This is a genomic window from Spirulina subsalsa FACHB-351 (assembly GCF_026130165.1).
In the GTDB taxonomy this organism is placed as follows: domain Bacteria; phylum Cyanobacteriota; class Cyanobacteriia; order Cyanobacteriales; family Spirulinaceae; genus Spirulina_A; species Spirulina_A subsalsa_A.
In genome coordinates this window covers 1-23,195 of sequence record NZ_JAIHOM010000033.1, presented here as the reverse complement: position 1 = coordinate 23,195, position 23,195 = coordinate 1, and the positions used below count along the sequence as shown (strand labels likewise).

General features: G+C 46.6%; 19 protein-coding genes. 5 read left to right on the top strand and 14 right to left on the bottom strand.

Annotation, left to right across the window (positions count from 1 at the left end; all coding sequences use genetic code 11):
* Window positions 1-148 precede the first annotated feature (148 nt).
* Genes K4A83_RS08535 through K4A83_RS08525 form a run of 3 tightly spaced genes read right to left on the bottom strand, consistent with a single transcriptional unit; the run spans window position 149 to window position 2,366 of the window.
* Window positions 149-697 carry an NUDIX hydrolase gene (locus tag K4A83_RS08535; protein ID WP_265264067.1) on the bottom strand — a complete coding sequence of 183 codons (549 nt, stop codon included), beginning with the start codon at window positions 695-697 and terminating at the stop codon, window positions 149-151.
* A 56-nt stretch (window positions 698-753) separates the two neighbouring features.
* Window positions 754-1,695, bottom strand: coding sequence for a DUF1517 domain-containing protein (locus tag K4A83_RS08530; RefSeq protein WP_265264066.1), 942 nt, complete (start codon window positions 1,693-1,695; stop codon window positions 754-756).
* A 56-nt stretch (window positions 1,696-1,751) separates the two neighbouring features.
* Window positions 1,752-2,366: a Uma2 family endonuclease gene (locus K4A83_RS08525; RefSeq protein ID WP_265264065.1), complete on the bottom strand. Its 615-nt coding sequence runs from the start codon at window positions 2,364-2,366 to the stop codon at window positions 1,752-1,754.
* Between the two features lie 227 nt (window positions 2,367-2,593).
* Between K4A83_RS08525 and K4A83_RS08520 the strand changes: the two genes are divergently transcribed.
* Window positions 2,594-3,850 carry a family 10 glycosylhydrolase gene (locus K4A83_RS08520; RefSeq protein WP_265264063.1) on the top strand — a complete coding sequence of 419 codons (1,257 nt, stop codon included), beginning with the start codon at window positions 2,594-2,596 and terminating at the stop codon, window positions 3,848-3,850.
* Window positions 3,851-3,930: 80 nt separating this feature from the next.
* Here K4A83_RS08520 and K4A83_RS08515 read toward each other — a convergent pair whose 3' ends face one another.
* From K4A83_RS08515 to ureA, 5 genes are all read right to left on the bottom strand, one after another.
* Window positions 3,931-4,566, bottom strand: coding sequence for a histidine phosphatase family protein (locus tag K4A83_RS08515; RefSeq protein ID WP_265264062.1), 636 nt, complete (start codon window positions 4,564-4,566; stop codon window positions 3,931-3,933).
* A gap of 130 nt (window positions 4,567-4,696) precedes the next feature.
* The gene (locus tag K4A83_RS08510; protein ID WP_265264061.1) at window positions 4,697-8,266 is read right to left on the bottom strand and encodes a PAS domain-containing protein; all 3,570 of its coding nucleotides are present in this window, start codon (window positions 8,264-8,266) and stop codon (window positions 4,697-4,699) included.
* 430 nt (window positions 8,267-8,696) lie between these two features.
* Window positions 8,697-9,419, bottom strand: a complete 723-nt coding sequence (locus K4A83_RS08505) for a CorA family divalent cation transporter (protein WP_265264060.1) — start codon at window positions 9,417-9,419, stop codon at window positions 8,697-8,699.
* Window positions 9,420-9,517: 98 nt separating this feature from the next.
* Entirely contained in the window at window positions 9,518-9,832 is a 315-nt protein-coding gene (locus K4A83_RS08500; RefSeq protein WP_265264059.1) for an urease subunit beta, read from the bottom strand.
* A 61-nt stretch (window positions 9,833-9,893) separates the two neighbouring features.
* Window positions 9,894-10,196 (bottom strand): urease subunit gamma, encoded by a 303-nt coding sequence (gene ureA / locus K4A83_RS08495; RefSeq protein WP_265264058.1) that lies wholly within the window; start codon window positions 10,194-10,196, stop codon window positions 9,894-9,896.
* A gap of 256 nt (window positions 10,197-10,452) precedes the next feature.
* Here ureA and aspS point away from each other — a divergent pair, with 256 nt between their 5' ends.
* The 3 genes from aspS (at window position 10,453) to K4A83_RS08480 (ending at window position 16,018) form a co-directional block, all read left to right on the top strand.
* Entirely contained in the window at window positions 10,453-12,246 is a 1,794-nt protein-coding gene (gene aspS / locus K4A83_RS08490; protein WP_265264057.1) for an aspartate--tRNA ligase, read from the top strand.
* Between the two features lie 587 nt (window positions 12,247-12,833).
* Entirely contained in the window at window positions 12,834-14,894 is a 2,061-nt protein-coding gene (locus tag K4A83_RS08485; RefSeq protein ID WP_265264056.1) for an ATP-binding protein, read from the top strand.
* Window positions 14,894-16,018 carry a class I SAM-dependent methyltransferase gene (locus K4A83_RS08480; RefSeq protein ID WP_265264054.1) on the top strand — a complete coding sequence of 375 codons (1,125 nt, stop codon included), beginning with the start codon at window positions 14,894-14,896 and terminating at the stop codon, window positions 16,016-16,018. Before K4A83_RS08485 ends, K4A83_RS08480 begins: the two co-directional genes overlap by 1 nt.
* 62 nt (window positions 16,019-16,080) lie before the next feature.
* Here K4A83_RS08480 and K4A83_RS08475 read toward each other — a convergent pair whose 3' ends face one another.
* From K4A83_RS08475 to K4A83_RS08455, 5 genes are all read right to left on the bottom strand, one after another.
* Window positions 16,081-16,275 carry a hypothetical protein gene (locus tag K4A83_RS08475; protein WP_265264053.1) on the bottom strand — a complete coding sequence of 65 codons (195 nt, stop codon included), beginning with the start codon at window positions 16,273-16,275 and terminating at the stop codon, window positions 16,081-16,083.
* A 149-nt stretch (window positions 16,276-16,424) separates the two neighbouring features.
* Entirely contained in the window at window positions 16,425-17,681 is a 1,257-nt protein-coding gene (locus tag K4A83_RS08470) for a polysaccharide biosynthesis/export family protein (RefSeq protein ID WP_265264052.1), read from the bottom strand.
* A 17-nt stretch (window positions 17,682-17,698) separates the two neighbouring features.
* On the bottom strand, window positions 17,699-18,418 hold the full coding sequence (locus K4A83_RS08465) for a cyanoexosortase B system-associated protein (RefSeq protein WP_265264051.1): 720 nt from the start codon (window positions 18,416-18,418) through the stop codon (window positions 17,699-17,701).
* Window positions 18,415-19,344 (bottom strand): cyanoexosortase B, encoded by a 930-nt coding sequence (gene crtB, locus K4A83_RS08460; protein WP_265264050.1) that lies wholly within the window; start codon window positions 19,342-19,344, stop codon window positions 18,415-18,417. The genes K4A83_RS08465 and crtB overlap by 4 nt, the downstream gene beginning before the upstream one ends.
* A gap of 46 nt (window positions 19,345-19,390) precedes the next feature.
* A complete protein-coding gene (locus K4A83_RS08455; RefSeq protein ID WP_407809951.1) occupies window positions 19,391-20,527 on the bottom strand; it encodes a DegT/DnrJ/EryC1/StrS family aminotransferase in 1,137 nt (378 codons plus the stop codon).
* A 402-nt stretch (window positions 20,528-20,929) separates the two neighbouring features.
* Here K4A83_RS08455 and K4A83_RS08450 point away from each other — a divergent pair, with 402 nt between their 5' ends.
* Window positions 20,930-21,880 (top strand): sensor domain-containing diguanylate cyclase, encoded by a 951-nt coding sequence (locus K4A83_RS08450; protein WP_265264048.1) that lies wholly within the window; start codon window positions 20,930-20,932, stop codon window positions 21,878-21,880.
* Window positions 21,881-22,050: 170 nt separating this feature from the next.
* Here K4A83_RS08450 and nadC read toward each other — a convergent pair whose 3' ends face one another.
* On the bottom strand, window positions 22,051-22,914 hold the full coding sequence (gene nadC, locus K4A83_RS08445; protein ID WP_265264047.1) for a carboxylating nicotinate-nucleotide diphosphorylase: 864 nt from the start codon (window positions 22,912-22,914) through the stop codon (window positions 22,051-22,053).
* Between the last annotated feature and the right edge of the window lie 281 nt (window positions 22,915-23,195).

Here is a 23,195-nt window from a genome sequence, read left to right as displayed (position 1 = left end):
ATTGATAATTGATAATTGATAATTGATAATTGTTCCCCCTCTCCCCTGCTCCCCTGCTCCCCTGCTCCCCTGCTCCCCTGCTCCCCTGCTCCCGACTCCCCTGCTCCCCTGCTCCCGACTCCCGACTCCCCGAATTATTCAGCAGACCCTAGCTAAACTCTAAAAGAAAGGGACGAGCGAGAAAGAAACTCGTGACTGATTTAGCATCGACGCGATCGCTGGTTAAGATAATTTCTTCTAACTCTGGGGGGGATAAGACCACCACCTCAATATCTTCATCCTCATCCTGTTGGGGGGGTTTTTCTAACTTTTCTAAATCTTGGGCAAGGAAGGCGTAGATATATTCATCAGAATAGCCCGGAGCAAGGGGGAATTGCCCCAATTTCCGCCAACGATGGGCGCGGTAGCCTGTTTCTTCCTCAATCTCCCGTTTAATGGTCATGGCCGGGTCTTCGTTCACTTCTACAGTCCCGGCCGGAAATTCCAGTAAGCGTCCCTCGACAGCAAAACGGTATTGATTCACTAAGACTAATTTTCCCTCGGGGGTAACGGGGACTCCTAATGCTCCTCCGGGGTGGCGGATACATTCCCAGTCGCCCTCGACTCCATTGGGTAAACGGAGACGATTGACTTCAAAGTTAAATTTACGACCTTGGAAAAAGAGGCGTTGACTGAGTTGTTGGGGTTTTTCTTTCATGGTGATTGGGGAAGCTCCACCCCTATCATCTTGGATGGGGGGGTGGAACTTGTCAATCACACGAGCTTGAGATTGGGATAAGCGGCGAGGATGTCCTCTGTGGTGAGGGTATCCCCCGATGCTTGGGGAGTCCAGAGGATCTCAATGGCGAGGAGGCGATCGCTGCCAATACTGCCGAGGGTGCGTAAGGCTTGCTGTAACTCCTCTGTGCTGTTGATTTTCGGTAAGGCTAACTGACCTTGCGCCCCCACGACCAACGTCACGACAATATATTCCCCCACTTCCTCGGAGAGTTGGGCCAGATCGGTGGCATCGCTCTTGGCCAGTACATCACTCTGTTTAAGCTGATTCTCTACATTGGAGAGGGTTTCCGCCGTGAACTTACTGCGCTCTTCTAGGGCAAATTGGTTAAATTTAGCTTCCGCTTGATTTAAGGGGGCTTGCTGGGCTTCTGAAGCCCCATAGACCCAATATTCTGGGTGACGGAGGAGGGCTAAGGTGGCCTCTTGTAACACCTCGGCGCGACCGGAAGCGCTGCCTGTGTCGGCTGTGGCGGCTAGTCGGTCTAAATCGGGTTGTAAGTCGCGGGCGGCCGCTAATAGACCCACTTGGACTTTCGCCACGGCAACTTTACTATTGACCGTTAATTCCCCGCTATCTCCGGTTCCCCCACTGTTACGGAGAGCATTGACGAGAAAATTGGCGATCGCAATCACAATCAAAATCGTGAACAGACTCCCAAAGCCCCCGAAACCGAAAAACGGCAACAGGAAAGGAAAACCAAAACCTCCCCCCGGAGAGCGATATCCGCCATATCCCCCGTATCCTCCCCCGCTATAAGTCCGAGTGGGAGCGCGGAAAGAGCCACCCCCAATCCGTCCCCCACTGCGAGCCGCCAAAGCGTCCCCAGCGGAGCTAAACACTAGCACCAGCACTAAACTACAGAGCAGGAACGCTTTTAAAAATGATTTCAGATTAAACGCAAATTTGTTACCCATTCGTTCACACTCAAAAGTCCTTCACCTTCTATTGTGACAAAAATCATAGGAAAAAATCATGGGGCATCCGCGCCGCCCGTCTGAAAATCGACATTTTCGTAAAGATCCGTCAAAGAAATATCTAAAGAAAACGACTGCATTTTTACCGTCTCATCGTCCCCATCGTATTCACTATAGATCCAGCGTTTATTGCCTGTTCTAAAATATTGTTCAATATAGGGTTGGGATTGGTGAATGAGGAGATATTCCTGAAAAGAGGCAATAGTTTTATAGTAACTAAACTTATCCCCCCGATCATAAGCGGATGTTCCTTGGGATAAAACCTCAACTAAAACTTGAGGATTAGTGACGGTATCTTTACGGGTTTTATAATACTGAGGACTCCCTGAAATTACCATCACATCTGGATAAGTGTAGCGTTTCGTCTTAGGAATCCAGAGCCGAACATCCCCCATAAAAATATTATAATTCTGTCCTTTCAAGCCGAGACGCAAGGCAATACTTAAATTCAGCGCAATATGATTATGATTGGTTGTTGCACCTGTCATAGGAATGATAACCCCATCATGGTACTCGCTTTTAAAGTCTGCCCTTTCTTCTAGACTTAAATATTCTTCTGGCGTATAGTGACCTTCAATAACATTAGGATTGGGTTGAGAAGCAGTAACCATGTTCTAGTCAAACCTTGGGAGCAAGAGGGAAAAATGTTAAAGTGCCGTGAATAGCGCGCCATTCAGACTCTCTCTCAATATCTCCCAAGATATAGTACAGACCCCGTGCATTGTCAGCTATACTACAGAAGTTTGTTAAAGCTTAAGAATTGTATAAGGATTGGTGCAATACCGTTTCACGGGTGTATTGAAAACTTCTCAGACCTTTGCCGGAAAGAGTCCCCGGCATGATGAACCCTAAACTGATCAAGATTTTGACCTTTAAACCTATGTTCTTATCGGCGATATTTTCAAGGCGATCGCACCGTTGGAGATCCCAACTAGCCCTCTTTCTAACCGCCTTGCTCACGATTATTTTCCTGAGCCACCCCCTGGGCACCGTTGCTCAACAGCGTTTTCCCGAAGTGCGGGGAGTCTGGATGACCAACAATGACACCCGGGTACTCGCGGATCAAACAGCCCTAGAGGCGGCCGTTACTCAATTGGGGCAACTGAACTTTAACACCATTTATCCGGTAGTCTGGAACTCCGGTTTTGTTCACTACCCCAGCGCCACCGCCCAAAGAGCAGGGATTCAAACCTTTATCCGTCGCGGCAATCAAGGTCAAGATATCCTAGCGGATCTCGTACAGAAAGCCCACCGTCAGGGCCTGTTAGTCTTACCTTGGTTTGAATTTGGGTTTATGACTCCCCCCTTCTCCGAATTAGCCAAAGCTCACCCCGAATGGCTGACCCAAAAACAAGATGGAACTCGCTCTTGGATTGGAACCGCCGGAGAGGTTTACTGGTTAAACCCCTTTCATCCTGAAGTGCAGCAATTCATCACCCAAATTGTCCTAGAAGTCCTCGATCAATATGATGTGGACGGGGTACAGTTTGATGATCATGCCAGTCTCCCCAACCAGTTTGGCTATGACAGTTTCACAACGGCCATGTATCGACGAGAAACCGGCCGGGCAGCCCCTAGTAATCCCACTGATCCCGCTTGGGTAAGATGGCGGGCTGATAAACTGACGGCCTTTATGGTTCAATTGCACCGTCAAGTGAAAGCGAAAAAACCCGACGCTATTTTCTCAGTTTCCCCTAATCCCTACGATTTCGCCTATCGCGGACAACTCCAAGACTGGTTAGCTTGGTTACGTCGGGGCATCATTGATGAACTATTAGTTCAAGTGTATCGTCCTGATTTGGCGGCTTTCCGGGAGCATTTAGTGCGGCCGGAAATTCAAGAAGCGCGGCAACGAATCCCGACTGGGGTGGGAATTTTGACTGGGTTAAGAAATCGTCCCGTTGGTTTACAACAAATTCAGGCTAAAATCCAAAGCGCCCGTCAACAGGGTTTAGGGTTTTCTTTCTTCTTCTATGACAGTTTGTGGAATTATGCGCCGGAACCCGCAGACCAGAGGAAATCGCTGTTTCAGGTGCTTTTCCGCTTTCCGGCCAAGCGCACGAGCATGGTTAATCAGTCAATCTCAACGTTGTGATATTGGCACTTCCTGCTCTTGCCTAGGCGGGGATTCTTCGTACAACCAACAGTGAATCTACTGGTGTTGATTGATCCCCCCTAGGCCCAAAAAGAGGCGGACTGGGGAGCGAGGTGAGTGGTGTCGCCATTTAATTCCATTTCCCAGTTCCCATTTTTATGCACTACTTTCACCAAACAACACAGCGCGGTATTGACAAAAGGTTGCCCCCCGACCAGTCCTTGGGTAGTGCCGACGACGGATGCCGCATGACCCACTAAGAGAATATCTTCTGAGTATTTTTGCACTAATTGATGAACCGTCACGGCGCTTCTCTCCATGACTTCGTTCTCCGTTTCGGGGTATTGGGGAATGACGCAGGAGGTGTAACTGAGATCAAGACGGGGATATTGTTGAGCGAGGACTTCTGGGAGGAGACGCTCGGGCATTTCGGTCATCCAGTGGGGGTTTAGCCATTCACTGAGGCCGCTTTCGAGTTTGATGGGGAGATTAAGGCATTCGGCGACAGCGTGGGCGGTTTGTACGGTGCGCAGGAAGGGGGAGGCGAAGATATGGGCGATCGCCTCTTTTTGCAAACGCTGTCCCAAGGCTTGTGCTTGTAGGAATCCATCCTCTGAGAGCGGGGGATCATAGCGTCGTTGTGCGGTATTAAACCAGTCGGGATAAACAAAGTCTAGACGGTTGCCATGTCGTGCAATCCAGACAGTTTGAGCCATAGGGGAATTCTTGAACCTGAAACAGGGGGACTGTGTGGATCTTAGCATGACCGAAAATAATGGGATACAAGCCCCGTCCTTCAGGACGGCTTTTTATTACCCATTTTTCAAATCTTGATCCCATTGCCCGTCAATCTTGCCCGAAGAGAACGGTGTTAGCACAAATCACGCGATCGCGCCCCTGTCGTTTAGCGTCATATAGTGCCTCATCAGCCCGACGAATGAGAGATTGCACCGTGTCCCCTTGTTCAGGAAACGTAGCCAGACCCGCCGAAAAACTCAACTGTCCTAAGTTTTTCCCTTGATAATTTAAGGGCAGTTTTTTAATCCGTTTACGCAATAACTCAGCCCGTTCATAGGCTAATTCTAAAGACACATTGGGCAAAATCAAGGTAAATTCTTCCCCCCCATAACGACAGACAATATCCGACTCCCGCACTTGTTTTTGTAAAAATTCTGCCAAAGTTTGTAAGACAAAATCCCCAGCATCATGACCATAGGTATCATTAAATTGTTTAAAATGATCCACATCAATCATAATTAAACTCACAGGCTGTTCTTTTAATTCAGCCGTCTGTAAATTTTGCTGTAAGGATTGCTCTAAATAACGACGATTAAATAATCCCGTTAGCGGATCGCAAATACTCTGATTTTGTAAAGTTTCCCGCAGTTGCAAGTTAGAAATAGCTAAGGCAATTTGTTCTGAAACAGTTTGAGCTAGTTGTTGCTTTTCTGGCTCAATCTCTGCTGAATCTTGGGTGCATAAATAAAATAAACCTATGGCTACTCCTTGTACCATCATAGGAATACAAAGGGTTGCTGTCGGGCGAGAGGTTTGGTCAACGTGACGACAAAATAACCCCGGTTGATGATGAGAAGCATAATGGGTTTTTCCCCGGAGTAAAGCCCAACAGTCTTGAGTGTTTATCGTGCTTTGTGTGGGGGATAAATCTCCAAAAATGCTAACAGCTTCTAGGGCTTTGTTATTAGCTTGGGGTAAGAAAATTGACCCAAAACAGTGGGGAAAGAGGACTTTTAAAAATTCGGCAGTGGCCGGATAAGCTTCTAAGGAGGTGCTACAAGCCTGTAGAAACTCTAGCATCTGACTGGTAATGGCTTGTTCATGGTTGCGTTGTTCAAGGGTTTTGAGGGAAATTTCAAGACGGTGGTTCGTGGCTTCTAAATGGGTGTAAGCGTGCTGTAACTCTTCTTCCGAGTTTTTTTGCTCGGTCATATCAAACATCATCCCTTGGAGAAAAATCGGTTCTCCGGCTTCGTTGGTGACAATTCTAGCGCGATCGCGCACCCATAACATTTCCCCCGATTTAGCAAAAATTCGATACTCCCGACTAAAAGTTGTCGGACCCCCATGAGCTATTTTCAAAACTTGGGTTACTTTATCCCGATCATCAGGATGAACAGCCCTATACCAACGATCCGGTTGCAGTAACCATTCCCGTAAGGGATAGCCTAACATTTGCTCAATTTGCGGACTCACATAAAGGGTGGTACTCAAATCATCTAAAGCTGCCGTATAGGTAACGGCAGGCATTTGTTCCACCAGCAGGCGATATTTCGCTTCAGAAGCCTTCAAACTCTCTTCGGCGTGTTTTTTCTCGGTAATATCAATCACTACTCCAAAAAGGCGAGTAATCATACCTTGACTATTAGTTTCAACTTCCGCTTGACCATAAAGATAGCGAATTTCTCCGCTTCCTCTTAAGAGGCGATATTCCACCTCAAACCGTTCCCCTGTCATCAAACTATGTTCTAAGGCGGTTTGGTATTTGATGCGGTCTTCGGGATGAATTTGGGCGATATATTGAGTATAGGTGGGTTCTGGTTCATTCCAATCTCGACCAAAAATCTCGAAGGTTTCTTTATTCCAGATCAGTTGATGACTAATTACGTTATAGTCCCAATAGCCAATATGGGCGATCTTTTGCGCTTGTAACAGGGTTTGAGTGGTTTGGGCAAGGATGCGTTCCGTTTGTTTGCGTTCGGTAACATCTTCGGTGATGTAGCAAAAACGAGAACCGATTCTGTTGTCATTGCGAATTGGAGAAAGGGTAGTCAATAACCAGAAATTTTTTCCGTTGTGTTTGTATAAACATTGAAACTGAACAGGTTTTCCGGTGGTTTGAATATGTTTGCAATATTGAATCCATTCCCGAGTAATATTGTCAGGGATTCCCAACTCCTGAGCAGTTTTATATTCCATTTGCTTGGCAGGTAAACCCACAAACTCGGCCGTCATTGAATTACTCCAAATATGCAATAAATCCTCGGGTGAAGAGGTCAATTCTACTACGCCCATCATCATGGTACTGCTGTCATAAAAACTGCGCAGGATGGACTCACTTTCTTGTAGGGCTAATTCTGCTTGTTTGCGTTCATGAAGTGCCGCTTGCTGTTCGCTAATGTCTTGAACTACGGCAATAATTGACTCGGCTTTTCCCCCTATACCACGAACAACACAGCCACTCCAATGAACCCAGACAATCGATCCATCTTTGCGAACATAGCGTTTGTCAGCCGCAAAGCGGGAAATTTTACCGATTAATAACTGGTAGTTTAGGGTTAAATCTTGGGCTAAGTCTTGGGGATAAGTAATTTTTTGGTAGGTAGTTCGTAGCAGTTCTTCTTTAGAATACTGTACAATTTCCATGAATTTTGGGTTAACTTTTAAAAAAGACCCTGTGGGAGAGAGTTGAGTAATCCCTACATCGGCTTGTTCAAAAATACTGCGAAATTGTTGCTCACTGGTTCTCAAATTTTTCTCGGTTTCTTTTAAATCGTCTACTGTAATACAATAGCCGATCAGTTCTTGAGGGTGGTTGTGTTCATCTCGAATCACTAATATTTCATTGCGTAACCAATGGTATTGACCTTGTGCATCCCGAAATCGATAATCACAAGTCTGAGAATTTGAGTTAGAGAGACGCTGAATTATCCAGGAAAGAATAACTTGATCTTCAGGATGAATATACTCTTGCCAAAGTTTAGGATTTTCGAGAAAGCTTGAGGCTTCATAACCTAAAATAGTTTTGACGTTTTCACTGATAAAGGTGGTTTCATAAGTGACTGGATCGGCTGTATAAAGAATAGCCGGACTGTAGTTTAGTAGGTAGTTTAAGCGATTAAAATTGGCTTTAAGTTGGGAAATTATAGTTGGGTCTTCATCAATAGATTTATGGCTTTCCGATGAGAAAATAGAGGGGCTTAAACCAGAATCAATAGGTGCTTGAGGCTCAATAACTTGCGGTTTTCGATTGGCTAGTAGTCCCGCTTTATTTAAGTCTAAGCAGAGTTGCTCTAGGGTGATTACACCATAAATGTTGTGAGGTTCCTCGTCTTCTAAAATAACGAAATAACCCGTCTGGTGTTCACTGAATTGAGAGAGGAGACTGAGGGGATTGTTGAGGTGCGATCGCCTAATGGTGATCCCCGGATGCTCCATCACACTAGACACGGTAACTTGAGCTAAATCAATATCCTGAGCGATTAGAAGCAGAATATCTCGTTCTGTGAGGAATCCGAGTAAGGTGTTTTCCTGCCCCACAAGAATACAAGTTTTGGGCTGGGGTGAAGTTTGGGCGACTGCGTTGTTTTGGTCTGGGGGCTTCATTTGGGCGATCGCATCCCTCACCGTTGTTTCAGGTGTCACGACAATGGGTTTCCGATCAATGGTTAATTCCACAACAGACTCGGAACTCAGGACTTTTGGAATAACACTTTTCTCCCACATAATCACTTAACTACCACAAAAGGGGCTTTTTTCCATTATGAGGTTTTCACGCAAAAAACACACGAATCCCCCCACAAGTGAGTTGATCAAAATTGTGTAATTAAAATTAGAAAATTCCCTGATTGTGTTCATATTCCGACTGACAGACTTTCATCAATCCCCAATCCTTAAACGCAACTAGGTTAAATCGTCTCCCTGCTGCTGATGAGTCTGTTTGTTAAATTAAATCCACCCCATCAGAGATCCGAGTTTTGATTGTTCACCCAATGCCAGACAAAAATCCTGTAGTGTCCCTGATATTACCAAGCTAACACCGTTTTTTTATTTTTATTGGTTTAGAGAAAATTCTAAACATTTTTTGTTTAAAGTCTGAAACCCTTGATTACCAAAGTCTACCGACGATCACCCAACGTCGCACCCAAAAGCCTAAGGTGAGGCTAATCAGGAGAATCAGCCAGAAACTGAAGGACTCCGCTAAACCACTGTTCAGATTCATGCCAAAAATACAAGTAATGGCTGTGAGGGGGAAGAAAATGGCTACTAAAATATTGAGACGATGACTAGCCCGAACCGACTCCAAGGCAATGGCATTTTGCTGTTCCACTCGTTCGGCAATGCGGTAGTCGAGGCTGTTTTTGATGTTTTCGTGGAGGAGATTGAGCGATCGCTCTATCCCATAGGCCCAGTCACGCAAATCAATAATATCCCGGTCTTCGGGAATCCCCTCCCGAGCCGCTTGTAGGGTATTGTGTAGATTCTGGGTAGAATGTTGCAGGGGAGCGAGTTGTTCAAGCAAGTTAAAATAGTCTTCCGCCTGTTCTGCCTCGCCATAGGCTAAACTCAGGACATTCTCAGCCTCTTCGTAGACTTGAATATGTTTCATTAACGGTTTTAATCCCACCCCCCCCGCACTACATTCCCACTTCCCTTGAGGATCTCGCCAGAAAAACACCCCTTGACGCTGTTTTTCTCCCAAAGTCGGAGCGCGATGTAGCACCAGCAAAAGATGTCCTTCCGCAATCATTGCCCGTTGTTTACCCGCACTTTTTTGACCCAGACGGTTTTTAATCGTCGAGGGTAATTGCCAAGAAGGAGGGAGTTTCATAACTTACGGATCCTAGTGATAGGTTTATCTTGAACAGAGCCAACTATTACGGTTTATTCGGGTAAAGATGGCACGTTTTTTATCACTTGAATTAGAATTTAATCCGGGTCTAGATACCCATTAACTAATCCGTTAAACCCATACACTTGACGACTTCCCACGAGGGGAATTAATTCCACCTCCTTTTCATCCCCCGGTTCAAAACGGATAGAGGTTCCCGCCGGGATATTTAAGCGCATTCCTTTGGCGGCCTCGCGATCGCACTCTAACGCCCGATTCGCCTCATAAAAGTGAAAATGCGACCCCACTTGAATCGGACGATCTCCCGTATTACTCACCACAATTCGCCGCGTTTCTCGTCCCTGATTTAATTCAATCTCACCGTCATCAATTAACAATTCACCCGGAATCATAATCCCTTGCTCTTCTCTGAATAATTACTTATTATTTTAGGTTCAATGTATGAATCATCAATTACCGAATGGGATGATGTACTGTCACTAATTTTGTCCCATCAGGGAACGTCGCCTCAACTTGCACTTCCGGGATCATTTCTGGCACCCCCTCCATCACATCAGCGCGACTCAGTAGTGTAGTTCCTTCACTCATCAATTCTGACACAGTTTTCCCTTCCCTAGCACCTTCGAGAATCGCTGAAGAAAGATAAGCCACCGCTTCAGGATAGTTTAACCTAAGCCCTTTTGCCTTGCGCCGTTCCGCCAGTAAGGCCGCCGTAAAAATTAAAAGTTTATCTTGTTCTTGGGGAGTTAACTGCATAGGGTATTAAGTCACTGGGCAATCTACGATGATTTCATTTTAGCTGACATAAGGCTGAGATAATCAAGAATCAATCAACAATTTTCATGATCCATTAGACTGAATCCACCTCACAAAACAAAGGGTTTTCTAGGAGCAACAATTCAACAGGCAAGCCAGAATCCCGATCTTAACCCGACATAAAGGATAATAGATTGGGCGTAACATTCTGTTACCATAGAAAGTCCTTCTATTTTTTTGTGTTGTAGTAAAGTTTATGCGTACTCATTATTGCGGAGAATTACGAGCCGAGGCCGTAGGAAAAACAGTTAGCCTGTGTGGGTGGGTCGATCGTCGTCGGGATCATGGTGGTGTGATCTTTGTAGATTTGCGCGATCGCACCGGAGTTGTCCAAATCGTCAGCGATCCAGAACGCACCCCCCAATCCTATAGTATGGCAGAAACCCTCCGAAATGAGTATGTCGTGCGCATAGAGGGGCGTGTCAGTCAGCGTCCGGCAGAATCCCTCAACCCCAAAATCCCCACCGGAGAAATCGAAATTTATGCCGATCAGATTGAGATCCTCAACGGCGTTCAAAAACAGTTACCCTTTCAGGTTTCCACCGCCGAAACTGAGACCATTAAAGAGGAATTGCGGCTGAAATACCGTTACTTGGATCTACGGCGCGATCGCATGACCCGTAACCTCACCCTCCGGCACCAAGTCATCAAAGCCATCCGTCGTTTCCTCGAAGATCAGGAACACTTCATCGAAGTAGAAACCCCCATCCTCACCCGATCCACCCCCGAAGGCGCCCGAGACTACCTCGTACCCTCCCGCGTCAATCCCGGCGAATGGTACGCCCTTCCCCAGTCTCCCCAACTCTTCAAACAACTGCTCATGGTAGCCGGCTTTGACCGCTACTACCAAATCGCCCGTTGCTTCCGAGACGAAGACCTCCGCGCCGATCGTCAACCCGAATTCACCCAGCTAGACATGGAAATGAGTTTCCTCTCCCAAGACGAAATTCTAGCCCTCAACGAAGCCCTCGTCTGTCATATCTTCAAAACCGTCAAAGGCCTAGACATCCCCCGTCCTTTCCCCCGTCTCACCTATGCCGAAGCCATGAATCAATACGGCACAGACCGCCCCGACACCCGTTTTGACTTAAAATTAGTCGATGTCTCAGACATCATGGCCAACTCCGGCTTTAAAGTCTTCTCAGGAGCCGTAAAAAGTGGCGGCATCGTCAAAGTATTACCCATTCCGGGCGGCAACGAAAGCATTTCTAACGTCCGCATCAAACCCGGTGGCGACTTATTTAAAGAAGCCACCATCGCCGGAGCAAAAGGAATTGCCTTTATCCGTGTTCGAGAAGGGGGAGAAATTGACAGTATCGGAGCTATTAAAGACAACTTAACCCCCGAACAAAAACAAGAACTCCTCACCCGCACCAACGCCCAAGCCGGAGATTTATTACTCTTCGGTGCGGGAGATATTCCTACCGTTAATAAATCCTTAGATCGTCTCCGCCTCGTCGTCGGAGAACAACTGGGACTAATCAACCCCGAGCAAATTAACCTGCTCTGGATTACCGAATTTCCCATGTTTGAATGGAACGAAGACGAGCAACGCCTAGAAGCCCTACATCACCCCTTTACTTGTCCCCATCTTGACGATTTAGACGACCTAAAAACTGCCCGAGCGCAAGCCTACGATTTAGTCTACAACGGCATCGAAGTAGGGGGCGGCAGTTTGCGGATTTATCAACGGGAAATTCAAGAAAAAGTCTTTTCAGCCATTGGACTATCTGAAGAAGAAGCCTATGCTAAATTTGGCTTTTTATTAGAAGCTTTTGAGTACGGAACTCCCCCCCATGGCGGCATTGCCTACGGTTTAGATCGTTTAGTCATGTTATTAGCCAAAGAGGAATCCATCCGGGATGTAATTGCCTTCCCCAAAACCCAACAAGCTCGTTCTCTGCTCACCGATGCCCCCTCTCAAGTTGACCTTAAACAGCTTAAAGAGTTGTATGTTGCATCAACCTATGAACCGGAAGCAGACGGTTAATTTATTCTCTGGGGGAATACAATTTATTCCCCCCTATTTCTCCCCCTTGTAGGTTGGGTGAAACCCCGTGTAACCCAACACCAGAGAAAATAGAGTTAGGAGGAATTCTCCCCCTTGTAGGTTGGGTGAAACCCCGTGTAACCTAACATCAGAGAGAATAGAGTTAGGAGGAATTCTCCCCCTTGTAGGTTGGGTGAAACCCCGTGTAACCTAACATCAGAGAGAATAGAGTTAGGAGGAATTCTCCCCCTTGTAGGTTGGGTGAAACCCCGTGTAACCCAACACCAGAGAAAATAGAGTTAGGAGGAATTCTCCCCCTTGTAGGTTGGGTGAAACCCCGTGTAACCTAACACCAGAGAGAATAGAGTTAGGAGGAATTCTCCCCCTTGTAGGTTGGGTGAAACCCCGTGTAACCTAACACCAGAGAAAATAGAGTTAGGAGGAATTCTCCCCCTTGTAGGTTGGGTGAAACCCCGTGTAACCTAACACCAGAGAGAATAGAGTTAGGTTTCGCACTCCAGTGCACCTAATCTACATATAATAACAATGGGTGTTTAATTCTCTCAAACTACTATGAAACAAGCCCTATGATCTTTGCTCGTTACAATCGGATTATTCAAATCACTTTTGTTATTGTAATTTTAGTTATTTCCGTTCTATTCTACTGGCAGTTTATGAGTCAGTATAAATACGAAACTCAGCAACTGAAACACACCATGCGGGAAGTGGTTACAATTATTGATCGTAAACTAGAAAATGCGGAAAATTATGTAGAACAGATGCAATTTCGGGCAAACTCTTTTTACGATATTAGTCAAATTACGGCTTTTGAATCCATCTTGTTAGATAGCTTAAAAGAGCAAGAAAGTCAAGGGCAAATTTACTATAATTTAGATAATATTCCAGAACCCTATAGCCCGAGGTTAATTGGTAATTTAACCGGGATGGGAAGGCTACAAGAACGCGGTTCTGAGTTTTATCGCGAACTAGAAATGGCTTTATATATTAACCCCTTATTACAAACTGCTTTTAAACTCATTCCGAATACTCTCTGGGCCTATTATTTATCAGACAATCACTTTTTAAATCTCTATCCTTGGGTGAAATCAGAACAAGCCCATTTTACCGAAGATTTATTAACAGAGGAAACTTATTCGTTAGCATTTCCTGAGAAAAATCCTCAACATCACCGCTTTTGGAGTCCGGTACATTTTAACCCCGTGACTCATCAATCTATTGTCACTTGTGGCGCACCTGTCTATGAAAAACAGCAATTTCGGGGGCTAATTGCCCTTGATTTTACCTTAGATATTTTTAAGCAAATTTTAGTAAAAGAATCTCCTACTGTAGGTCATTTTGTGTTGTTTAATGAGCAACAACAAATTATTGCCATTGATGAATTAAATCATGATGCCCAACCCTCGATTATCCAGCTTAAAGATTATTTGCCCGACACCCTAAAACTGAAAATTAACTCCTACTTAGAAAATAACCCCCTCACGATTCAAGATACTGGGAGTTATTTATTAGTTCATGAAGAATTTCACAATGCTAACTGGAAGCTCTTGTTTATTGCTAAAAAATCTGAAGTTATTACCCCGCTTCTTTTTCATGTTTCCCTAGGTTTAGGACTCATTTTAACGGGTTCTCTGTTGTTGTTTTTTTTAGTGAATCAACTGATTAAGCGAGAATTTATTAATCCGGCCAGTCAATTAATTGAACATATCGAAGCTTGTAGTCAAAATCAAACCGTTGACTATGAAGATGTGCCGGAAAATTGGTTAGCTTGGTTTGAAACCATTGCCCAGATTTTCCAAGAGAATAAGAAAATGACGACGGAGTTGGTGCAACGGGAGAAAATGTCTAGTTTGGGGCAACTGGTGGCAGGGATTGCCCATGAGGTCAATAATCCGATTAATTTTATTTATGGGAATTTGAACTATGTCAAACATTATGGCATTGATTTATTAAATATTATTGATTTGTACGAAAAATATTATCCTGAACCACCAGAGGAGATAGAAAACTATTATCAGGAGGTGGATTTAGAGTTTCTGCGGGAAGATTTGCCTAAACTCTTGCAATCCATGGAGGTTGGGGCGGAACGAATTCGGGAAATTGTCTTATCTTTGCGTAATTTTTCCCGTTTAGATGAGTCAGATAAAAAACAGGTAGACTTACATCACGGGCTAGAAAGTACGTTGATGATTGTCGAAAATCGCCTAAATATTCCGGGTTCTGAGAACACAATTAAAATTGAGAAAAAATATGATGTTTTGCCCCCGGTGGAATGTTATGCGGGATTGATGAATCAAGTGTTTTTAAATGTTTTAAGTAATGCCATTGATGCGGTGTTGAATTGTGAACGAGAGGAGAAAAAAATTAAGATTGAAACGCACTATTTGGAGGAGGGAAAAATTCAGGTTTCTATTGCAGATAATGGTCAGGGAATTCCTGAGTCGGCGCAAGATCACATTTTCGAGCCGTTTTTCACGACAAAACCTGTGGGCAAGGGAACGGGTTTAGGGTTGTCGGTGAGTTATCAGATTATTGTAGACCGTCATCATGGGATGTTAACCTATCATTCTGTACCGGGGGAGGGGACGGAGTTTGTAATTACTATTCCGGTGGAATCTGTGAGTAATTGATGCAAGCAGTAGAAGAAGGACGGGTGAGTTTTGGTGTGGATGGGGCGTTTTATCGCCGGGAAACCCGGATTGTGCGGGATTTAGGAGTGTTGGCGGGGTGGGTGTATCGTCAACAGGTGGGGGCGTTGCGGGTGTTAGATGGGATGACGGGCTGTGGGGTGCGGAGTTTGCGTTATGGGGCAGAAAGTGGGGCGAGTTGGGTGTGGGCGAATGAGGGGAATCCAGATTTAAGGGGGCTGCTGGAGGAGAATTTAAAGGGTGCGATCGCCTCGGGACGCTGTAAACTCACCTTTGAGAATGCCCATCGTGTGTTTTTCCACTGTTACAGTGAGCAGGATTATTATGATTTGGTGGATGTAGACTGTTTTGGGTCCGCTGCTCCCTATTTCACAACGGCATTATGGGCGGTGAAAATAGGGGGCTTGTTGTACCTTACCAGTACCGATGGCCGCAGTGCAACGGGACACCTTCCCAGCAAAAGTCTACAGGATTATGGGGCTTTTGCTCGTTCTCATCCGGCCGCCCATGAACAGGGATTGCGCTTGCTGTTGGGGGCTTTACAACAGGAGGCCGCGAGTCGGGGGATGGGGATTGAACCGATTTTCTCGCTCTATAGGAGCAATACCTATCGGGTGATGGTGCGTTTGGGGGCTAAGGTGCGCCTCACGCCCCAGAATTACGGGTTTTTGGGCTATTGTCACCACTGTGGGGACTATCAGGGGGTAGCTTGGGAGAAATTGGGGCGTTCAGTGTGTTTGCGAGATGAACGGCCGTTAACGTTGACGGGGCCGATGTGGTTGGGGGAATTAGGCGATCGCACTTTTCTCAACCTGATGCGCTCTTCTAGCTTACCCCACCTTGATTCTAGCCTCCCTCGTTTACTCGATTTACTCCAGGCCGAGGTCGATTTCCCCCCCTATTTCTACACCCTACAAGCCATCGGCAAACGGGGTAAACTGGACTTGCCCCCGAAAGCCCAACTGATTCAAGCCCTCCAAGCCCAAGGACACCGCGCCACGGCCACCCACCTCAATCCCCAAGGGTTAAAAACGACGGCGAGTTTAGCCACTTGTATTGCTGTCGCTAGAGGTATCTTGGGGAAAAAAAACCGCTTAGAAATCTAAGCGGGTGTGAGGGTGTTGTTGTCGTGAGTTAAGGGATGAACTTCAGTTGAGGGAGAAAAATTTTAGGCCCACTGAACTCGACCGCGTTGGACGGAACGGAGAAGGCGGTTAACGGCGCGGCGTTCTTCTTCGCCGAGGGATTCATCTAAGGTGGCGGCTAATAAACCGTAGCGATCGCCTTGAGTCAAACGGCCGGTTTCAGCAACGGAGGCGAGGATTTCAGAAATGGCACCGGGGAGCAGTTGAAGGTTTAACATGGTTTTTTAGGGGGCTTAACTCTCGACATCTTTATCATCCCAAGTTTTTCCAAAAAAGAACGCGATCGCCTTCTCTCTCCCTTGGTGTACTTCGTCAACATCCGAGGTGAGCAAAACCACAGCCCAACCGTGACTAAGATCACCCCCCACTATTGCCCCCCCCCACCGGGTTGAAATAAATCACTGGCACTATTCACTAACTGATTAAAGAACAGCAAAAAGCCCAAAATATCCCGGAAAGGTTGAGTAAAAGTATTCAAACCATAGCTAAGACGACCAATTAAGTTACGGTTCACCACCAAGATATCATTATGGCGCAGGGGAGGATTTTCTGAGAGATCCCCCTGTAAAGCCGCCCGTCCGCTTAAATGCTGCACTACCGGCCGCCCCAATTCCGGGTCAAAACGAATTAAAGCAATGCGGTTCAATTGACTTTGATTAAAAGATCCCATCTGAGTCACCGCATCTAAAAAAGTGCTGCCGTTGGGCAAATTAATTGTTGTGGCAATACTATTGGGATGACTCACGATCCGGACGGCAATTGCCACTTGAGACACATTAGACCGAGCGACTAAATTCTGATCATAAAATTGTTCTTCCCCCACGGGAATCCGGTTAACAATCACCGAATCCCCATGCTGTAAAATCAGGGTCGGGGGTTTAATCCCTTGGCTGAGAGGATCAAACAGGTTCACACTTTGCTCAATTACTGTGCCATCCACTAAAGTCCGCCGCACTATGACTGAGCGTAAATCCGCATCCTGGGTGCTGCCTTGGGCAAACTGCACGGCATCAATGGGGTCTGAACCGGGGGGGAGTTGATAAAATCCCGGTTCAAACACTTCCCCCACAACGGTCACATCGGGGGCGCGAGGGGCATTGAGGAGAACTAAAACGTCGGGGGGTCGTTGCAAAAAGCGTTCCCCCAGTTCATAGCTAATTTTAGCTTGGGCTTCTTCAATGGTTAAACCCACCAAGGAAATGGGGCCGAGAATGGGGATAGAAAGATTGCCCTCTAGGTTAATAGTCCCTGCGGCCTGAAATTCGGGAAAATTCGGCACGGAAACGGCAATCCCATCCCCAACCGCTAAACGGTAGCGGTTGAATTGGTTTAGGGGGCTTTCGTCCCGCACAGGGGGCGTGTAACCGGGGGGAATCCGCTCCCCCTCGGGGAAGGTGGGGGGAGGGGCATCGGATTCCGTGGGAATGGGGGGTGGAATCACCGGAAAACCCATAGTCCCAGCAGGGCTGTGGAAGATGGGAATGGGGCCGCGTAGGTTAGGGTCGATGGTTTGATCCTGGGCGATGACTGGGGAGACGGTTCCTAGGACGATGCCTAGGGATGACCCGGCGAAGGCAGTGACCCACACCCTTGATAGTCGAATATTCAAGGCAGAATCAGACATTCTAATCTCCAAGAGCCTTAAAACACATCATTCATAATGGTGGATTGTACGGTTTCAATCAAGGCTGTGGCTAAACCTTCGCTATCTTCTAGGTCGCGCAGAGGACTGACAGGAATTAAGAGACTTACGGCGATCCAAGGCACGCGCTGACCCCGGAGTTGGGCGATTTGATCTAACCAAAACCAACGCCCGGGGGTGGGAGTCCCTTCTCGGTCGAGGGCATACCATTGAACTACGGCAAAGGTTTGATGTTCGGTGAAGGCTTGGAAAAAGCGGGCTGATACGGGAATGGTGTTCCCTTCTTGTTCTACCTCAACTTGGAGGGTGGTCATCGCCCCCATTTTCCAGCGCATTTGTCCGGAGACATCCACCCATTCCACATCGGGCTGATCTCGGATGGTTTTCTGGGGTAATAACAACAGGGTAATGGGTCGATCATAAGCGTCACCGATGATGGATTGACCAGACCAACTTTGTCCGCCTAATCTCACTTCGGTTTGTTCTTGGGTAGTCCAACCGGGTAATTCTAAGCCTTTCCCTGTCAAGGCGAGCATCTCAGACAGGGCGGGGATGGCGGGGGGTTCACGCCAAGACCAAGCACCTTGAATATATTGGGGAATCGCTACCACCAGTAGGACGATGGCGAGGAGAATCACCATCGCCAGATGGGGACGGGAGACGCGGGAGGCTGTTGTTGGGGAGGGGATAGGTTGAGGATTGGTATCGGTGATTTTCATGATTCACTATCTCCCATCGAGTCTTGAGGGGGTTCTGGGGTGAGGGGAAGGGCTGGCTTGGGGGTAAGATGCAAACGGTCGAGAATGTTCATCCAGACTAGGACTAACCCTAACATTCCGGCGGAATAAAGATCCCCGCCCCATCCTTCGTGTAGCCAAGCGAAGAGTTGATCTTGATGGCTACCATGAAAGTAGGTGAGGAGGGTATTGCGCAGAATGTTGGCACTGACACTAATGAAGGTGGCTCCGAGGAGGAGGGCGATGGTTTTGGGGCGCGATCGCAAGTTATCGGTCCAATACAATAACATTAGCCCCACATATAAGCTGGTGAAAAGCATTTTCAACCCAGAACAGTGGGGGGCAACTTCTACTAAACGCCCGCCTACGGTGAGATAAATGCTTTCCACTTGTACATCCATCCCAGCATGGATGAGGATAAATCCAGCCACATTGGCAATAAAGGTCTGGAGGACAATGGAAAAGGGCGAGATTAAATAGGGCATGGCGTTAGGGGTAGCTAACCAGACTAAAATGAGGGGAAAGCCCTGTAATTTTAGCCCCGGCACTCCTTTGAGCCACAAACAAAGACCCGTGAGGAGAATGGGGAGGGAAAGGTTCACCAGTTCCCCGGTGCCGCTTAAGTAGCACAGCGCCCCAAGGCCTAAGAGAATTCCACCGACGGGATGGGTGCGATCGCTCAATCTGCGCCATTTTTTCCGTTGCAGCCACACAATATAGGCCGCAAAAGGAAAACCAATCAGGCCATGACTAAAATATTCATGTTCAATGCTAATGGTTTTATTGAGCCAACCATCAACCCAATGAACCATCAAGGGAGCATAAAGGAGGATAAAAAGTCCCCCCATCATGGCATAGAGCCAACGGCGTTCTAGCAGGAAAGCCGGGTTTTTTAAACGTTGTACCATAGTCTTTCATGGGTAGATTTTGAGAGCAGCAAGAGTTTTCATCGAATCAATCACCCTGAATCACACTTTTAATCGTCTCCACCACTTGCTGAACTTGGGCTTCACTCAGTCCGGGGAACATGGGCAAGGAGAGAATTTCTTGCGCCAAGGTTTCGGCATGGGGAAAGTCTCCGGTATGATAGCCCAAGTATTGATAAGCGGGTTGTAGATGACAAGGAATTGGATAGTGAATTCCTGTTTGAATCCCCCGCTCTCCTAAAGCCTTTTGTAAATTATCGCGAGTTAAGGGGGATTCGGATGTAACTCGTATCACATAGAGATGGTAAATATGACCCGGGCCGCCGTCATTGCGAAAGGGAAAAATCCCATAGTCAGCCAAAGGCTTTAATGCCTCATCATACTGACCAGCCGCCTGATTGCGGGCTAAATTCCACTCCTGTAGATGGGGTAATTTCACCTCTAAAATGGCCGCTTGCAGACTATCTAAACGGCTATTGGTACCGAGTTCTGTGTGAACATACTTTTGACTGGCCCCGTAGTTACGATAACAGCGCACCTTTTGAGCTAACGTCTGATCGTTGGTCAGGACGATTCCCCCATCCCCAAAACCGCCTAAATTTTTACTGGGATAGAAACTGTACCCGGCCGCTACTCCCAAAGAGCCGGCCCTATGGCCTTCCCGTTGGGCTAAATGAGCTTGGGCGGCATCTTCAAATAACAGCAGACCGTGGGCTGTGGTGAACTCTCGCAACTGCTGAGGGGACACCATTTGCCCATAAAGATGTACCGCAATCAGGGCTTTGGTTTGGGCTGTCACTACTCTAGGGGCTTGTTCTAGGTCGATTAAAGCTGTTGCGGGGTCACAATCGACAAATACGGGCTTTGCTCCTGTGCGCAATACCCCGATCACTGTTGCAATGAAGGTGTTCACCGGAACAATGACCTCATCACCGGGTCCAATACCACAAGCTTGTAGACCCAAGGCGATCGCATCTGTCCCACAGCCCACCCCTACACCATACTCCACCCCAGAAGCTTGGGCAAAAGCTTGTTCAAACTGAGCAACTGTTTGACCTAAGATGAAATCGCCCCGTTGCACTACCTGTGCGATCGCTTGGTCAATTTCGCTCTGAATTGGCTCATGTTGCCAAGAAAAATCAACGAAGGGGACTTGCATAATCATTCGCGTTCTAGACAGTTCAATCATGTTATCGCGTTTCTCTGACGGATGTAGTGGATTCACGGATTCACTAAGGTTAGATCCAGCTCAGTGTTTGTGAGGCAAAAATTCCCGATTACAGCGACGCTCTTGAGTATTCATTCGGGAAATCCGTCAGAGCTAACTCCTCCCGTGTAAATTAATATGAATTAAAATCGAACAAATTCTCAGATTTCTGCCAGATTTTTTCGCAATTTCTGAGCTTAATTTTTCGTTATAACCCTTGCATTAATCAAGATGGAGTGTATTTTTCTCTTTCTTAAGATTCATTACACACTTTCTAAAGCTTTCCTTTCAATTAGTTGAATTTTGAACCACGACCCCATTTAATAGATGCCATAAGGGACATGGCAGGTAAGTAGGACAATGTATCAAATTAGACCAGCAAGGCAAGAGATTACGGACTACTCTTGGTATCAATCGATTATTGATAATTTATTCGACGGTGTTTATTACGTTGACCTAGAAAAAAGGATTTTATTCTGGAATCAACGGGCAGAAGATATTACAGGATACAGCCGAGAGGATGTACTCGGCAAAAAATGCCAGGGTAATTTATTAAAACACCTAGACGAAACAGGTCATGAACTCTCTGGGCAGAGATATCCCCTGACGGCTACGTTACAGGATGGGCAAAAACGCAGTGGTGATTTTTACCTCTACCACAAACAAGGGTATCCTGTCCCGATTAGCCTGCGAGTGTTACCGATTCATGATGAACGAGGAAATTTGTTAGGTGCGGTCCAACTCTTTTTAGATCGTTCTCAACTCCATCGTGATCAAGAAACGGTCAGCCAATTACAAGCTAAATCCCTTATTGATCAGGTGACAGAAATTGGCAATTATCGCCTCACCCGCCTGAATTTAGAGCATCGTTTTGAGGAACTCCATGAATATCAGATTAAGTTCGGTTTATTGGTCTTGAAAATTGACCACTTAACCGAAATTGAAGAAGACTACGGATTAATAATTCGGGATCAAGTTTTGTGCATGGTTGCCAAAACACTCAGCACATCGATTCGTCGTACAGTAGACCTACTGACTCGCTGGAATCAAGATGAATTTATTATTTTATTCCCTAATATTAATGAGCGGGTGTTAAAAATGTTAGCAGGTCGCCTTTCATTTTTGGTGAAAGATACCTGTCTGGTATTAGATCAAACCTCACCCCTTCATGTCACCCTTTCCGTCAGTGGGACAATGGCACAAAACAACGATTCAGCCCATACTCTCCTAGAACGAGCCCATCAAACCCTAGCCGCTTGTCAAGCCTTGGGAGACAATCGGATTTCTATTGTAACGGGAATTTATGAGTGAAACGGTGGGGGAATGGATCATAGATTCAGGATGGTGCGTCAGGATTACCGTCATTCTTGTTCACCCCAAGTTATCAAAATATGGTGTGGGAAAACCTCTGCTATTGAAAACTGGCTTCAGCAAGTCGCCTCGTGAAGCCAAGAGTCCTCACAGCTTGAGGTCGGGGAACGTCAAATTTTCATACTTAAATCTAACCAAGTTGAACGAGTAATGGGGGCGCTACTAGAGATATAATCTACTCCCGTTTCTGCCACCCCTCGGATGGTTTCTAAGGTAATATTCCCCGAGGCTTCAATTTTAATCCGCTTATTTTCAGCGCGGATCAGTTGCACTGCTTCCCCCATGAGTTCTAGGGGCATATTATCTAACATAATAATATCGGCTTGATGGGCGAGGGCTGCTTGAACTTGAGCGAGGTTTTCTGTTTCCACTTCAACGGTGAGGGGGTAGGGAATGCGATCGCGAATCTGTTCCATAGCCGCCCCAATCCCCCCAGCTGCCGCAATATGATTATCTTTAATTAACACCCCATCATCTAATCCCATGCGGTGATTCATCGCCCCCCCCACCTGCATGGCATATTTCTCTAAAAGGCGCAGGCCTGGGGTAGTTTTGCGCGTATCCACCAAGCGAGCGGGTAAATCGGCAATTTGCGCCACATATTGCCGCGTTAAACTAGCAATTCCACTCAAACGCATCCCTAAATTGAGGGCTACTCGTTCCCCCATCAGTAAGGGGGAGAGAGGGCCTTGGAGAGAGGCAATGGTTTCCCCGCGATCGCAAGCTTGACCCTCTGATACCATGGGCTTAAATTCTACGCGAGGATCCAGCAGAAAAAACACCCGTTCCGCCACAGGTAAACCTGCAATAACACCTGCCTCCTTAACTACCCAACGGGCTTGGCATAGACGGTCATCGGGAATCCCTAATCCGCCACTGGTGCGATCGCCTCGTCCAATATCTTCTAACAACCAGTTTTTGAGCAGAGGATCAAGCACAAACCAGGGGGGAAGGAAAGCCGTAATAGGTTTCATAGACAATGGAGTAAAGAAACAGCAGCGCCCCCCCATTTTATCCCAGAGGGGACGAGCAAAAATGAGGGCTTGACATCCCCCCCGGTTGAAACTCAGGGGATTCTAAGCTGATGTTGCTACAAAGTTTGACTCCCCCCTTCTCTGCTGATTCCTGTTTACCAAAAACCCTGGGTCTAAAGCCCCGTCCTTCTAGGACGGCTTTTTCTTAATCGTAATACAATTAAGAGAATCACTTGCATTTCGTAAGATGCTCATTCTTTCCTATCAATACAAGTTGCGTC

Bases quoted from the DNA above. Each gene is read 5' to 3' on its own strand.
- K4A83_RS08535 (WP_265264067.1), bottom strand. From the start codon at position 697: ATGAAAGAAAAACCCCAACAACTCAGTCAACGCCTCTTTTTCCAAGGT.
- K4A83_RS08530 (WP_265264066.1), bottom strand. From the start codon at position 1,695: ATGGGTAACAAATTTGCGTTTAATCTGAAATCATTTTTAAAAGCGTTC.
- K4A83_RS08525 (WP_265264065.1), bottom strand. From the start codon at position 2,366: ATGGTTACTGCTTCTCAACCCAATCCTAATGTTATTGAAGGTCACTAT.
- K4A83_RS08520 (WP_265264063.1), top strand. From the start codon at position 2,594: ATGATGAACCCTAAACTGATCAAGATTTTGACCTTTAAACCTATGTTC.
- K4A83_RS08515 (WP_265264062.1), bottom strand. From the start codon at position 4,566: ATGGCTCAAACTGTCTGGATTGCACGACATGGCAACCGTCTAGACTTT.
- K4A83_RS08505 (WP_265264060.1), bottom strand. From the start codon at position 9,419: ATGAAACTCCCTCCTTCTTGGCAATTACCCTCGACGATTAAAAACCGT.
- K4A83_RS08500 (WP_265264059.1), bottom strand. From the start codon at position 9,832: ATGATTCCGGGTGAATTGTTAATTGATGACGGTGAGATTGAATTAAAT.
- ureA (WP_265264058.1), bottom strand. From the start codon at position 10,196: ATGCAGTTAACTCCCCAAGAACAAGATAAACTTTTAATTTTTACGGCG.
- aspS (WP_265264057.1), top strand. From the start codon at position 10,453: ATGCGTACTCATTATTGCGGAGAATTACGAGCCGAGGCCGTAGGAAAA.
- K4A83_RS08485 (WP_265264056.1), top strand. From the start codon at position 12,834: ATGATCTTTGCTCGTTACAATCGGATTATTCAAATCACTTTTGTTATT.
- K4A83_RS08480 (WP_265264054.1), top strand. From the start codon at position 14,894: ATGCAAGCAGTAGAAGAAGGACGGGTGAGTTTTGGTGTGGATGGGGCG.
- K4A83_RS08475 (WP_265264053.1), bottom strand. From the start codon at position 16,275: ATGTTAAACCTTCAACTGCTCCCCGGTGCCATTTCTGAAATCCTCGCC.
- K4A83_RS08470 (WP_265264052.1), bottom strand. From the start codon at position 17,681: ATGTCTGATTCTGCCTTGAATATTCGACTATCAAGGGTGTGGGTCACT.
- K4A83_RS08465 (WP_265264051.1), bottom strand. From the start codon at position 18,418: ATGAAAATCACCGATACCAATCCTCAACCTATCCCCTCCCCAACAACA.
- crtB (WP_265264050.1), bottom strand. From the start codon at position 19,344: ATGGTACAACGTTTAAAAAACCCGGCTTTCCTGCTAGAACGCCGTTGG.
- K4A83_RS08455 (WP_407809951.1), bottom strand. From the start codon at position 20,527: ATGATTATGCAAGTCCCCTTCGTTGATTTTTCTTGGCAACATGAGCCA.
- K4A83_RS08450 (WP_265264048.1), top strand. From the start codon at position 20,930: ATGTATCAAATTAGACCAGCAAGGCAAGAGATTACGGACTACTCTTGG.
- nadC (WP_265264047.1), bottom strand. From the start codon at position 22,914: ATGAAACCTATTACGGCTTTCCTTCCCCCCTGGTTTGTGCTTGATCCT.